Source organism: Paenibacillus sp. DMB5 (assembly GCF_001517085.1).
Classification (GTDB): domain Bacteria; phylum Bacillota; class Bacilli; order Paenibacillales; family Paenibacillaceae; genus Paenibacillus_AQ.
On sequence record NZ_LRAC01000024.1, the window covers coordinates 12,086 to 26,262 of the forward strand.

A 14,177-nucleotide genomic window follows, 5' to 3' on the forward strand; every position below is an offset into this window, starting at 1 on the left:
GCACTTGAAGCAATCATTAACAGGGCTAGCAGGGTTGAAAATACGCGCAGGTGATGGCTTGCAGGAGCCGGGACATCCAGAAATGCTGAGTACCCCTCTTTTTTATCTGGCCCAGCCTGGCGACAGACTGCAGCTCATTGATCCGGAGTATAAGTTCAACGTTGCTACCTATGAGGCGGAGGTACAAGATCGCTGGATTTACACCTATGACTATGCCCCCGATGAGAGTTGGACGGTTTACCGGCAGGATTTAAGCGGCAACAGCTACAGGCAAGATGATTATATTTTTTCAGAGCGCGTTTACTTTCGGGTATGCCTAAGGAAAATGAATGGAACGGATTTTAATGGTTTTGAAGATGTTAATCATATTCTTTCTTTTGAAAAGAATACAACACCCCTAACGCAAATGAAGCCATGGATCAGAAATGAAGTGGAGCGGGTCTCGAAGCGTGTCATGGATCTACGGGAAAAGGATGAGCTCTGTTTTGCACTGTTAACCGACACACATTATACAGTAAACGGGACCTGGGATGACACTTCTGCCTCCATCCAGCAGCTTCACAAAGAAATAGGCTTTGATGGGATTATTCACCTTGGGGATTTCACGGATGGTATGACCACACGTGAGGTGAGCCGCTACTATGTAGAACAGGTACTGGGTGACTTGAAAAAGTGTGAAGTACCTGTATGGACGGTTCTGGGCAATCATGATACCAACTATTTCAAGAACAATCCGGACCGGTTTTCCTTACAAGAACAGTGCGAGCTTTATCTAGGCAGAGATGAGCCCCGGTATTCCATCGATTTTGCTGCAAACAGATTGCGTTTTATATTTCTGGATTCCTTTGACCCGGAAGAGACATTGCGTTATGGATACAACACAGCGTGCATTCAGTGGCTAAAGGAACAGCTTGAAGGCACGCCTGATGACTGGCGGGTTATGATTTTTTCCCATCTTACTCCTGTTAGCCGCTTACAGTATTGGGCAAAGGAAATGCGTGGAGAACACGAGCTAATGGAGCTGCTCAGCAACCACGCTGCAAAAATTCTTACTTTTATAAATGGTCATAACCATGGAGATTACTTGGACAATGAGGAAGGCTTTCCTATTATATCTCTAGTAAATTCAAAGTGCGAAGCATTCACAGAGTATAAGCCGGAAGGCTTTATTACCCCTGACCGGAAGCTTGGCGAACCCTCGCAGGAAGCATTCGATATTATGCTCGTTAACACCAGGAAAAAACAGCTACGCTATGTGAGATTTGGCGCCGGTAAAGATAAAATTGTTACAGATGGAAGGGCGGAGTGGCTGTAATGAAAATATGGGGCCATCGCGGAGCCTATTCTTCCGCGCCGGAAAATACGCTCGTTGGTTTTCAAATGGCTGCGCAAATGGGCGCTGACGGAGTGGAGCTTGATATTCAGCTTACCAAGGACAATGAAATTGTCGTCATCCACGATGAAACGGTTGACCGGACGAGCAATGGCCAGGGGTGGGTAAAAGACTTTACCCTATCTGAAATAAAGAAGCTCAACTTCAATAAAAGCGGCCGCACTGAGCCGCTCTTTATGGAAGTGCCGACGCTGGCAGAAGTATTGAATTTATTGAACCCGACAGGACTGACTATCAATATAGAGCTAAAAACTGGTATCTTCTATTATGACGGAATTGAATCTGCGGCGTTAAAACTAGTTGAAAAGTATGGTATGTGCGACAGGGTTATTTGGTCTTCATTTAACCACTATTCTATTCAGAAAATAAAGCTGCTTGAGCCGTCATCCAAAACTGCGCTGCTATGCGGCGGCGGAGTATGGGTCACTGGGGAGCAATGTGAAAAGGTTGGAGCCGAAGCGCTGCATCCCGGCATTCATATGCTGCACTATCCAGCGCTTGCGGAAGATTGCCGCAAACGGGGCATATTGATACGCCCGTGGACAGTTACTAGCGAGGAAGATCTTAACCTTGCAAGAGATCTCGGTGTAGACGCAGTTATGGTAAACAGAATTGACTGGGCGAAGGGTGCTTTGTCACATGGGAATTGAAATGCAATCAGACAATATGAAAAAAGGTCCGCTTTCTCCGGAGGATTTAAGAGCTGTTCAGCTTATACAGGTTGAAATGCTGGCGGAGGTGGATCGGATCTGCCGCTTACATCATATCAATTATGCTATGATCGGCGGGACCATGCTTGGTGCAATCCGCCATAAAGGCTACATACCGTGGGACGATGATGCGGATATTGGTCTGCTTCGGGCAGAATACGAGAAGTTCCGCAAGGTATGTGAAACAGATCTGGACCCGGACCGGTTTTACTTCCAGGATATGAGGGCTACTCCCGGTTATCGCTGGGGATACGGGAAGATTAGAAGGAAGAATACCTACTTTCTTAGGGAAGGACAGGCTCATATGCCGTATGAGTCCGGGATATTTATCGATATATTTCCCTTTGACAGTGTGCCTGACGGGAAATGGGCTGAGAAGCTGCATAATCTTCACTGTACTATAATCCGGAAAATTTTATGGTCAGAAGTAGGCAAGAAGACGGATAAGAACCCGATGCTGCGTGGCATCTTTTCACTGCTTAGCCTGATACCGCTTGAAATGGTTTCGAATCATTTGCAGCGGTTTACCGAGAGGTTCAATCGTAAAGAGGGAGAGCGTGTAAGGACAATCACATTCCCTGCTCCTGATAAATACAGCGAAGGAAAACGGGAATGGTTTGAGCAGACTGCTGAATATCCTTTTGAACATCTGAATTTATTGGGGCATTATGATTATAACGCCTACCTTACACATAAGTTTGGTGATTATATGATACTCCCGCCTGAAGGTAAACGGAAATCGCATCCTGTTGCTTATTATAAGCTATTGGACGAATAGTCAGTATTCACAAAATAAGCAAAGGGGCGTTTTCAATGCTAAATGATACTTTAAAACAATACTATGAAAACTCCCCGTGGAAAGATGCGGTTTTCAGCTGGTATCCCTTTGAAAACGGGGTGGCCTATGAAAGGGTCATGGACCCCAAAGACCTCTCTATTGAAACTTTGGCGGCTTACAAAGACAAGCTGGGTGCTCACGGCCGTTTGCTCTTAGTGTATGAGAATCCCTTCGCATTGCGATATTGGGCGGGAGAACGGGCCTCGAATCATGCTTTGCCCTATGATACACTCTTTGGCCGCGGAGAGCGCCCTCTCCCCAGTAAAGCTGAATTGCAAACCCGATTAAGGCTTGCGGGCTTTGAAGGGCAAAAGTGGTTTTACCCGCTTACAGATCATTACTTTACCCGGGAAGTATACTCGGAAAACTACCTTCCTGACGAATTTTTGAACCAGCGTTTTATTCCATATATAAGAGACGATGTATCTCTGCAATTCGACGAACGGTTCCTATACCGTGAGGTTATCCGCGGCGGAGCCTTTGAGTTTATGTGCGGTGCCTATTTCGTGGAGGCTCGGGTGTGTCAGAATGATCCGCCTTGCATCGTGGATTATGCTGCAGTCACAGCTTATCGTGAGCCCGCCAAGCGCTTTGCCACAACAGTCCGCGGTGACGGTACGGTGCATAAAACGCCTCTTCATCCCGACGGGAAGGCAGGTTTGCTGAGAACCTTGAGGAACCATAAGGAGCTTGCCGGCTTGGGCGTAAATGTCATTACTATGAAAATGGAAGGCAATTCGTTGGTTATGCCGCGGCTGAATTTCCCAACGCTGTGGGACTACTGGGCCGAGAAGCTTTCGGATGGAACCTTTGATGTAAACGAGATGGTTTCCCAGTTTGACCGTATCCGGGAAGCTATCATGAGGGCTGCAAAGAGCGGTAAATGCTTTTGGGAGCTTGTTCCCGCGAATTGTTTTTACGATAAAGAGAACGATGAGCTTATCTTTATAGATCAGGAATATTATTGGGAAGATGCCTCGCCTGATATTGCCCTTACCAGGGCTTTGTGGGCGCTTCTATATTCACCGGCTTTCGGTATGGACTCCCGCAGAGATGCCTGGCTTGAGCTGCTTAAAGCACGCTATGGCCTTTCGGAGCAGTTTGATGTTTTATCAAAACAGGCTGATCTCCAAACACGAACCGAAGTATTCGGTGACATGACGCTACCGCTGGAGCTGGAAACGGAGCGGTCAATGGAGAATATTTCGAGGCGGCCGCCGGAAATTGCGTATCGTTATTATAGGCTTCTCCCTGCAGCCAAAAAACTGCGTGAGCTGGGATTTGACCGCCCGGCAATTTACGGATTTGGATTGCGCGGAAAGACATTGTTTCAAGTTTTTAACGATAGCGGAATCGACGTAACAGCTGTGATTGATAAAAATCTTCAAAATAATGGAAGTCTTGAAGGTTTACTATTGGGCAGCAGCTGTGACGTTTTAATTGTAAGCAACCTTGAAGGCGAAGACATCAAAAAAGACCTAAGCGGGAGAGTAAATGTACCTATATATACCTTGGGAGAATTAATTAATGAACAAGCTAAGTGAGTTGCAGGCCGTCGAGCTTGATATTCTAAAAGAATTTGCCAGAGTCGCCAAGCGTGAAGAGCTGAACTGGTTCGTGATGTTTGGAACTCTGCTCGGCGCGGTACGCCATAAAGGGTTCATCCCTTGGGATGACGATATTGATATTGCTTTGCCGCGTAAGGAATATGATCGTCTCAGGCTTTCGCAGCACTGGTTTAACGAACCCTATTTCCTGCAGACACCACAAAATGATCCTGCCGCTGCTCCACGATTTATGAGGCTGCGGCGAAGTGACACAGCTGTTCTCTCTAATTTTCCTAACGGGCACACTAAGGGCGGCCACATGGGGGCTTATATCGACATTCTTCCTCTTGACGATATGCCGGGCAGCGATGCTGCCAGATGTGTTCAGGAAACAGCATGGAAGATGCATTTACAAATGTATGCATCGGCTGCCCTTGATGAATGCGAGGGGGCTGAAATTCCTGAAGGTAAAGAAGAATTTTGCTACGGTGCCGGGGGCATATCCGGACAATATGATTATCTTGCTAGACGGTATGATCGCTTCTGTTCTAAGTACTCTAACCAATTATATTACTCTATCCCGGTCCTGATGGGTGAGCGTGGTAGGAGGGTATATGACAAGGAATGGTTTGCGGAAAGTGTGGAAATGGACTTTGAGGATATGAAAGTTCCAGTACCTGCAGCCTTCAAGGAAACGTTAATTGCAGCTTATCCTGGCGGACTATACGAGCCGGATGTGAAAGATCGCAGACCAAAGCATAGGGAACATAGCATTGTAGATTTAGGCCGGTCATATAAAGAGTATGTCAGCCGGTACACAGACATGCTAAGTGATATTGAAGATAAAAAGGTATACATTTTTGGTGCAGGCGATAGTCTGAGAATTTGGATGGAGCGTTATAGCCAAGGATTGAATGTCGTTTGCGCTTTTGATAATCGTAAAGCAGCATGGGGGAGTTTGGCATATGGTGTTCCCGTGCGGCCTCCTTCCGAATTGCCTGCTCTAATGGATGATAACTCACGGCTCATTATCGCAAGTATTTATCATAAAGAGATAGCCAAACAGCTTGAGGATATGAATATATTCGAGCACTACTTTTTTATTGACGGCTTAAAATATACGAGGTGTTTAAACAATGCAAAGTAAAGTGAGCATGGTTGTACCCTGTTACAACAAAGTCAAAGATATCGGGGCAATGCTGGAAAGTGTAATTGCACAAGTATGGGATAACCTTGAGGTCATTCTCGTCAATGACGGCTCTAACGATGGCACTCGTGTGGTAATCTCCGAATACGAGCCCAAGCTGCGTGCCCGGGGCTATGAGGTTGTTGTTGTCGATCAAGCTAATGCAGGCTGCTGTGCAGCCGTGTATGCGGGGCTGATTAAGATGACAGGGGATTATTTCTGTCTTGTAGACTGTGATGACAACCTTGAACCGGAATATGTTTCGATGATGGCAGGCTGGCTGGACGAGCACGAGGATTATGAATGGACGGCATGTTCTTACAGACCCTATGTAGTGAAAGACGGTAAAGTAGAACCTCAGGCCGTAACCAGTGCGGCTCCGATGTCGGATAACAAGCAGCTGTTGGAACGGCATATTTTGCGGAAAATTATTACAACATCATGGGTATACATGGCGAGAATTAGCTATGTGAAAAGCTGCCGTCTGATTGAAAACTTCTGCACTGAACGAAGAAAAACATATGAGCCTTTATTTGCTGTTCCCTTCATGCTTGGCGGCGGCAAGCTGAAGTGTTTTGAAGAACCTCTGTACAGATTCAACCGCTTTGCCAGTGATATGTATTCATTTGACTCGTACGATAAGGTGGACAAATATTATACGGACTACTCTTATCTGTATAACTGGTCCATTGAACGTGCAGATCTAAACCGGGAAGAAAAAGATAGATTGTTTGCTCTAGTTAAGTTAGGTAAAATCAAGGATTATCTGTACCACCTGAACGATATGGACTCAGGAGTACAAGCTGTAAGCAACAGGGAGCCATTCATAGATGAAGTTGCAGGCAATGCAACAGAGCTGATTGACGAATTGTTTAGCCCAAAACCTCAATTCCATCCTGATGTCTTTAAGTCTAGCGTGTACATGGATCTTATGGATATACTTGATGAACTTATTTTAGATTCGGACAAGCTAACGATACCTCAGCTAAATCAAGGTTCAAGGGTAATCGCTTATGGTGTACTTGGAAAAGTAGCAAGTTCTATACTGCCGCAGCTTGCAGGAACTGTATTAGAGCCGCAGCTTTACTGGGATATGGGTGCCGACACGGATAGTAAGTTTTTGGGTAATAGTGTAACAAAACCTAAATTCGAAGAACTGGAAAAAGATGATATTATCATGATATTGCCGAAATCCGCCGAAATTTTGCATTTTGTGCGAGAGAGAAGCCATGGGAATAAGACAATTGATTTAGAGTTCTTACGTGAATTTTTATTTCGGAACAGATTTCCTGAAATTACGCCCGAGTGTACATTTAATTACTCATCCAGCCAATAACGAGAGGAAGTCATCGTATGTCCTTTGAAGCAAAGCTTAAAAATTTGTTAGATACATCGATCGATTCGCTTATTGCCCCAACATTAATTCATTTGACAAGACAAGCAGTGTTAAGCGGAAGGAAAATTGTTCTATATGGTGCCGGAGAGTGGGGGCTTAATTGGCTTAACTATTTTCGTCAAAGTGAAGTCCCAATTGATTTCTTTATAGATGCAGGAATCGGTGGTACAGGCGTTACACGTAAGGGACTTCCGGTGCATCTCCCGGACGAGGCAGCTAAGTCTAATATTCTTCTGTTTGTTACTCCTGTCATTCTTAATCACGATCCGAAGGTGAAGAAGACGTTTCTTGATGGGATGGTACAAATGGGATTTGACGCAAAGGACATTTATTTCGTTCCTTTTGAGATTTCCAGGGCGCTTGAAATGGGTACAGCGTGCTTAACCAATGCTTCAAAGTGTATGGATGTGATGTCTATGCTGCAAGACAGCCTGTCAAAAAGCACCTACTATGATTTCATCGAAAGCGGATTAAAAATAAAGCCGTTGTCCGCTCCGTGGTTTGATGCTAAGTGGCAATATATCGCCTCTGAGCTATTCGAGCTTACAGAATCAGATTATATTGTAGATTGCGGTGCATATACAGGCGATACTGTTCTGCAGTTTGCTGAAATGTATCCGGATGTGCGAGGAATTACTGCATTTGAACGCGCCGGATACGTTTAAAACGTTACAGAAATCCATCGAGAAGGTAAATATTCCGGTTCATCCAATAAATAAAGCTGTAGGGGATGTGTGCGGTTCGACATTCTTTTATGTGGCGGATCATCCTCTTGCTAATCGGATTACAGATTTAGTTAGCGAGGTTACTATTGAAATCTCTACCTTGGACAGTGAATTATCCGGTATTGTGCCGACATATATAAAGATGGATGTGGAAGGGACCGAACTTGCCGCTCTACGTGGAGCAGAAGAGACCATTAAGAAGCATCGTCCCATCCTGGCGATTTGCCTGTATCATAAAGGTGAAGACCTTTATGAAATACCACATTACTTACATGAACTTGATTTAGACTATCAATTTTATGTTAGAAAATACACCGACTCCGTATTATGGGATTTGATTCTATACGCTGTTCCTTCGGAGCGTTTAATAAAATAATTATTGTATGTGGGGAGCCAATCACATGGAGAGCTTTTTTATAAAAGGGGAAGCAATAAACGATCTTTCTTCAATTAAAAACAAAAAACTTGTATTGTTCCCCTCTGGCCAATATACCAGGTTGTTTTTACAATACCAGAAGACGGATCAAATATTGTATATTTGTGATAATTCAAATGAAATGCAAGGTAAAACCATACACGATATTCCTGTAGTTGCTCCGCAGAAATTTTGTGAAGAAGAGGGTGAATTCTGCATTATTGTAACCTCGCCCAATCTCGCATATGAGTTTACTGAGCAATTAAAGGCTCTCCATCTATTAGAACGCTGCGAGATTATCGTTTGCAACTGGGGGTCATTCTCTGCCAAAAAACTCTATGATCCTTTTACATTCGAGGATAAGCGGAAGCATGTTAACAAAACCTTACTGGTGCTTGCAGGCTACAAAGAAAAGCTGTGGGACATTGTATTTAAGCGTATTAAGCGGTTTGTGCCGGATGATATTGATGTCTGCGTAATGTCATCAGGGAAATACGTTCCCGAGCTTAGCGAATTGTGCAGGGACAACCAGTGGTCCTATTTATCAACCAAAACAAACAATCTGTCTTTAATACAAAACATAGCTATCAAGCTTCACTCAAATGCCGAATATATCTATAAGCTCGACGAAGACATGTTCATTTGCGAAGGCTTTTTCGAAGGTTTAATGTATACCCACATGGACTTGGAGCGTAATTCTCGGTATCGGGTCGGTATAGTCGCCCCTTTGATTCCAGTCAATGTTCATGGTTACGTTCGGTTTATGGAGAAAATGAATTGTCTGAATGAATTCGAGAATGAATTTGGAAGAGCCTATTATGACTTTAATACTCATTTTATGGGGAAGACCGAAGAAACACTCTTCTTATGGGAGCATACCTTACCTTTGGACGAAACCTCCAAAAAATTAAGCAGCATGCCTTATTCCTACTTCGTGTGCCCGCATCGATTTTCAATCGGCGCGATTTTATTCAAACGCAGCATTTGGGAGCAAATGGGGGGCTTTAGGGTTACGGAAGGCTCTGGTTTGGGGAGTGACGAACACGATCTGGCCGTGTTTTTCTTGAGTCATACGCATTTTTATTCATTCATTATCGCTGAAAATGTTTTGGCTGGGCACTACAGTTACGGAAAGCTGAACAACCCGGCATTAATTGATGATTTTTATGATCAGAACAAACAACATTTTGATATTTCGGAGGAATAAAGGATGTTAGCCACGGATACCAACAAACATTGGAATATCGGATACATTTCAGGTGCATTTGATATGTTCCATATGGGGCATCTTCATTTAATCCGCCGATCGAAGGAACGGTGCAACAAGCTGATTGTTGGTGTTCTTACAGATGAGCTAATCTCGAAGCGCAAAAATAAATGGCCAACCATACCGCTTAAGGAACGTCTGGAAATTGTGGGGGCGCTCAAATATGTGGATGAAGTTGATGTAACGACAGAGCCCTTAATTTATAAATTCACTGCTCTGGAAAAGTACGGATTTGATGTTATGTTCAGCGGAGACGATCACCTTGCTGACGGTTGGGGGCATGATGAGGAAGAACTTAAGGCAGTGGGGGTTGACCTGGTTTTCTTTCCATACACCCAAGAAGTGTCAACCAGCCGCTTGCAGGAAATCACCCTGCCTCCCAGAGCTGAGCATGCAGATATGGCAAGAAGAATGGATGCCGGTATTCATTATTTATTTCCCTTTGATAAGGTGGATAAAAACGAGCGGATCATCATCTATGGAATCGGCAAAGTCGGTGAGCAATACGCCCGGCAGCTTTCCGCTTTGGACTTCTGTAAGGTTGTCGCATTTGCAGATACTTACGCAAAGCCTGGCGATATATTTGAGGGAAAACGCTGTCTGACCCCTGAGGAAGTGCGCTTTTTTGCAAAGGACTATGACCGTATAGTGATTGCTTCTACAGTATATCATTCACAGATTTTATCGCGTTTACGTTCATTAGGCATCGAACCGGGGAGGATTATATGAAAAAAGTGATAACATACGGAACCTTTGATTTATTTCATGAAGGCCACCGCCGGTTGCTCGAACGTGCGAAGGCGCTCGGTGATTATCTCATCGTAGGTGTTACAACGGAACAATACGACATTCAACGGGGCAAAATGAATGTCGTGGATTCCTTAATGCGTCGTATTGACAATGTGCGAAGCTGCGGCTACGCCGATGAAATTATTGTGGAAGATCATGAGAGCCAGAAGATTGGAGACGTTCAAAAATTTAACATCGATATTTTCGTTGTCGGATCGGATTGGCGCGGCACATTCGACTATTTAAATGAATATTGCGAGGTTGTTTATCTCGAACGAACAAAAGATATTTCAAGCACAGAACTGCGAATTGAACGGAACAGGAGCATTCGGCTTGGTATCGTTGGAAGCGGCCGTATAGCAGAGAGAACCATGGCTGAAGTGAAGTTTGTAAGCGGGATCTCGGTGACATCGGTATTTAATCCACGTCTAAGCAGCGCTGAAGCTTTCGCCAACCGGTTTGAACTGGCAAAGGCCTTCGATCAGTATGAAGCTTTTCTTGATGATATTGATGGTGTATATATTGCCTCGCCTCATGAAACCCATTATGAATACGCCCGCCAGGCTTTGCTGGCAGGGAAACACGTGCTTTGCGAAAAGCCAATGGTTTTACGCGAAAATGAAGCACGCGAGCTGTATGAAATGGCACAGCAAACGGGTCTTGTATTAATGGAAGCCATCAAAACAGCCTATGCCCCGAGCTTTCTTAATCTCCTGGCAATCGCTAAAAGCGGGCGGATTGGCAAAATATATGATGTGGAAGCCACATTCACAAAGCTTATCCCCAGTGACCCTGCTGCGAGGGAATATCTCCCTTTTGTCGGTGGAAGTTTTACAGAGCTTGCGAGCTATAATTTATTGCCCATCCTGAAGCTGCTTGGAACGAAATACAGTGACCTGCGGTTTGATTCCTTTAAAGACAATAATGGTGTGGATATCTATACAAAGGCATACTTCCGCTTTGAAGATGCAATTGCCACAGTGAAGACAGGCATAGGTGTTAAAAGTGAGGGACAATTGCTTGTTTCCGGCACTAAAGGATACATTCAAGTGAAATCACCCTGGTGGCTGACGAAAACGTTCGAGGTATGTTACGAAAATCTGGATAACAATGAAAGCTTCTCTGCGCCGTTTCCCGGGTATGGAATCCGCTTTGAGCTCGCTGACTTTGTCCGCAATATTAACGAACCGGCAAGACGTAACTATAAGCTGACTGCTGAGGAGTCTATTACAATGGCGAAGGTTATGGAACAGTTTTTGCAGAACAGAATTGGGGAATCCTAGAGAATCGTGCAGACTCTGATTTGGAAGAAGGTAGTCCGATGCAAAGCAAAGTAAGTATGGTTATGCCCTGCTATAATAAAGTAAAATATATTGGAGAAATGTTTGATTCTATTTTGGCTCAAGAATGGAATAACATTGAATTAATACTTGTAAATGACGGTTCTACTGATGGTACACGTGAGGTAATAGCTGAATATGAGCCTAAGTTCCGCATGCGCGGGTTTGAGGTCATAATTGAAGATCAATTAAATGCCGGAGTATGTGCCGCTGCCAAAGCAGGTCTTGCTCTGGCTACTGGCGATTATATCTGTATGGTGGACAGCGATGACGAGCTAGATCCCCAATATGTCTCTACTATGGCCGGATGGTTAGAAGAAAATAAAGATTATGACTATTGCATTTGCGATGCAGTCCTATATACAGGCAGCGGAACAAGTAAAGAGTTTAAGCCTTCCCATTTCAGCGAACTGCAAACGGAAGAACCTCTATATACTGAACGATATATACTGACCGATATTCGTTCGGAAGTGTGGGTTTATTTAGTGAGAGCAGAATATTTGAATAAATGTAAGATTGTACAAACGTATTACACAGATACCAAGGGTTCCCATGAGCCAGGTTATATCATTCCACTTACCATGTATCATGGGAAATATAAATATTTCCCCTTGGCGCTATACCATTTCAATGTAGGAGACATTGGCCATTCCCACCATGTGAAGTTCGAACAGGCGCAAAGATTCTACGATGAATATAATCGGCTTGCTAAGATCGCTGTAAGTCACCTGCCGGAGAGTATTGCAGACTTTAACAAGAAACAACAAATCATGGCTGTCTCACTACTGTCGAAACATATCAACCTATATAGACATGCCAAGGGATTATCGGATGGTCATCCATATCTTACACAAGCTCTTGATGATTTGGTTGAAACAATAAACACAGTTTGTGTACCATCCACTCCTATTACAAGAGATGATCTGATTGGAAAAGAAGAACTATTTATTCGCGCAGTAAAAAATAAACTTCTTAATGTTCCAGCTAGAGACATACCTATTACATCTAATAGTCGGATTATTGGTTATGGAGCATTGGGAAAGGCCGCAATAGCGTTGATCCCGTTGTTGAAGCATACACCGATTGGGCCAACAGAGCTGTGGGACATCTCAGGCGATGGGGAAGCCGTAAAAAAGCCGGACTTTCATTCCCTCGGAGAAGAGGACATAGTGCTTGTTTTCCCAAAGGCGGAGCAAGTTCTAAGTTATGTTAAAGAATCCTCGTCAGCTCACGTAATTGGTGCGGAAGATATCAAACTCTATTTATCTCATTACGTTAAAGAAAATTACCTGAGTTAAGGTTGTGACTGCTTTGGACAATAATCATACAAAGATAAAAATGCTGGTTGTCTATACTTCCTTTATAACTTGCGGTGGCGTTGAAAGATTTCTGCTCAACTTTTTTGAGTTGTTTCCTTCTGATAAGTATGAGATAAATCTTTTACTTTTCAATGATGATCAGGATAATGCGAAGATGTTTGACATGATCCCTGAGCACGTTAATGTCCTTCCATTCCTTAAGCAATATTCAAGCTGGTCGCCTGAACTCATGGAAGAACTGGAAGCAGCAGGCCAGACCGAAAGTGTTAAAGTTAAAAATTTCATTCATGATCGCAATATGGATGCGGAATTTAAAAAGCAATCTATGGGTGTGCGTTTTGAAGAAAATTGGAGCATTTTGAAAACCATATGTCCAGAGTATCATGGATATGATGCCGCGATAGCGTTTACGAATATGCTTCCTTTAAAAATAGTAGCAGATAGGGTTTCTTCAAAAAAGAAGTTTGTATTTATGCATCTGGATATCAAAGCAGAAATAGAGTTTAAGAATGAAGACTCCTTATATCGCTGTGAAAAATCTTATTATGATCAAATGGATGGCATTGTTTGTATTGCAAACCAAAATGCCGAATCCTTTTGTTCATATTTCCCTGATCTAGCTGATCGGGTTAAAGTTTTAATTAACATTAATAATAAAGCTCTTATGCTTAGACAGTCGGAAGAATTTTATCCTCAAGAGTATCAACAATGCGAAAATAACTTATTAACGATCGCAAGAATTCACCCGCAAAAGGGAATTGAATTACTTATCCAAACGGCCGCGAAATTGAAGGATGCCGGTATCGATTTTCGCTGGTTTGTTCTTGGAAGCCATCAGGTAAAGTCTTATACAGAAAAATGCCAAAGTTTGATTGAAACGATGCAGTTGCAAGATTATGTCCGTTTTCTCGGTGAGAGGCCAAATCCTTTCCCATATTATAAAAACTGTACTTTATATGTTCAAACATCTGTGTTTGAAGGCCGCCCGCTCTCAATAGAAGAGGCAATGAGCATGAACTGTCCCATCGTAACGACTGATTTCTCCTCTGCCAGAGAGCAGATTGAGGATGGTATTAATGGGAGAGTATGCAGCTTTGATGCTGAACAATTGGCGCATGCCATTATTGAACTGCTTCAAAATTCAGGGGAGCGTACAAGGCTTTCTCAAAGCAATGCTAAATATGATGGCACGGACGGCATTAATAAATATTTGGAATACTTTAGTTGAAGATTGAAGATTGTAGATGGGAGA

At 43.5% G+C, this 14,177-nt stretch carries 13 protein-coding genes; all 13 read left to right on the top strand.

Annotated elements, in window-relative coordinates; genetic code table 11:
• Positions 1-4: 4 nt before the first annotated feature.
• Genes AWJ19_RS05395 through AWJ19_RS05455 form a run of 13 tightly spaced genes read left to right on the top strand, consistent with a single transcriptional unit; the run spans position 5 to position 14,153 of the window.
• Entirely contained in the window at positions 5-1,315 is a 1,311-nt protein-coding gene (locus AWJ19_RS05395; protein WP_068722038.1) for a metallophosphoesterase, read from the top strand.
• On the top strand, positions 1,315-2,043 hold the full coding sequence (locus AWJ19_RS05400; protein WP_068722039.1) for a glycerophosphodiester phosphodiesterase: 729 nt from the start codon (positions 1,315-1,317) through the stop codon (positions 2,041-2,043). Before AWJ19_RS05395 ends, AWJ19_RS05400 begins: the two co-directional genes overlap by 1 nt.
• Positions 2,033-2,881 (top strand): LicD family protein, encoded by an 849-nt coding sequence (locus AWJ19_RS05405; protein ID WP_198536471.1) that lies wholly within the window; start codon positions 2,033-2,035, stop codon positions 2,879-2,881. The genes AWJ19_RS05400 and AWJ19_RS05405 overlap by 11 nt, the downstream gene beginning before the upstream one ends.
• A 35-nt stretch (positions 2,882-2,916) precedes the next feature.
• Positions 2,917-4,485, top strand: coding sequence for a hypothetical protein (locus tag AWJ19_RS05410; protein WP_068722040.1), 1,569 nt, complete (start codon positions 2,917-2,919; stop codon positions 4,483-4,485).
• The gene (locus tag AWJ19_RS05415; protein WP_068722041.1) at positions 4,469-5,635 is read left to right on the top strand and encodes a LicD family protein; all 1,167 of its coding nucleotides are present in this window, start codon (positions 4,469-4,471) and stop codon (positions 5,633-5,635) included. The genes AWJ19_RS05410 and AWJ19_RS05415 overlap by 17 nt, the downstream gene beginning before the upstream one ends.
• Positions 5,625-7,010: a glycosyltransferase family 2 protein gene (locus AWJ19_RS05420; RefSeq protein ID WP_068722042.1), complete on the top strand. Its 1,386-nt coding sequence runs from the start codon at positions 5,625-5,627 to the stop codon at positions 7,008-7,010. The genes AWJ19_RS05415 and AWJ19_RS05420 overlap by 11 nt, the downstream gene beginning before the upstream one ends.
• A gap of 17 nt (positions 7,011-7,027) precedes the next feature.
• Positions 7,028-7,735 (top strand): hypothetical protein, encoded by a 708-nt coding sequence (locus AWJ19_RS05425; protein WP_068722043.1) that lies wholly within the window; start codon positions 7,028-7,030, stop codon positions 7,733-7,735.
• Entirely contained in the window at positions 7,713-8,171 is a 459-nt protein-coding gene (locus AWJ19_RS05430; protein ID WP_157889946.1) for an FkbM family methyltransferase, read from the top strand. Before AWJ19_RS05425 ends, AWJ19_RS05430 begins: the two co-directional genes overlap by 23 nt.
• Positions 8,172-8,196: 25 nt before the next feature.
• Positions 8,197-9,417 carry a hypothetical protein gene (locus AWJ19_RS05435; protein WP_068722044.1) on the top strand — a complete coding sequence of 407 codons (1,221 nt, stop codon included), beginning with the start codon at positions 8,197-8,199 and terminating at the stop codon, positions 9,415-9,417.
• A 3-nt stretch (positions 9,418-9,420) separates the two neighbouring features.
• Positions 9,421-10,206, top strand: a complete 786-nt coding sequence (locus tag AWJ19_RS05440; RefSeq protein ID WP_068722045.1) for an adenylyltransferase/cytidyltransferase family protein — start codon at positions 9,421-9,423, stop codon at positions 10,204-10,206.
• Positions 10,203-11,549: a Gfo/Idh/MocA family oxidoreductase gene (locus AWJ19_RS05445; protein WP_068722046.1), complete on the top strand. Its 1,347-nt coding sequence runs from the start codon at positions 10,203-10,205 to the stop codon at positions 11,547-11,549. The genes AWJ19_RS05440 and AWJ19_RS05445 overlap by 4 nt, the downstream gene beginning before the upstream one ends.
• 38 nt (positions 11,550-11,587) lie before the next feature.
• Positions 11,588-12,904, top strand: a complete 1,317-nt coding sequence (locus tag AWJ19_RS05450) for a glycosyltransferase family 2 protein (protein WP_068722047.1) — start codon at positions 11,588-11,590, stop codon at positions 12,902-12,904.
• Between the two features lie 13 nt (positions 12,905-12,917).
• Positions 12,918-14,153, top strand: coding sequence for a glycosyltransferase (locus AWJ19_RS05455; protein WP_068722048.1), 1,236 nt, complete (start codon positions 12,918-12,920; stop codon positions 14,151-14,153).
• Positions 14,154-14,177: the final 24 nt, after the last annotated feature.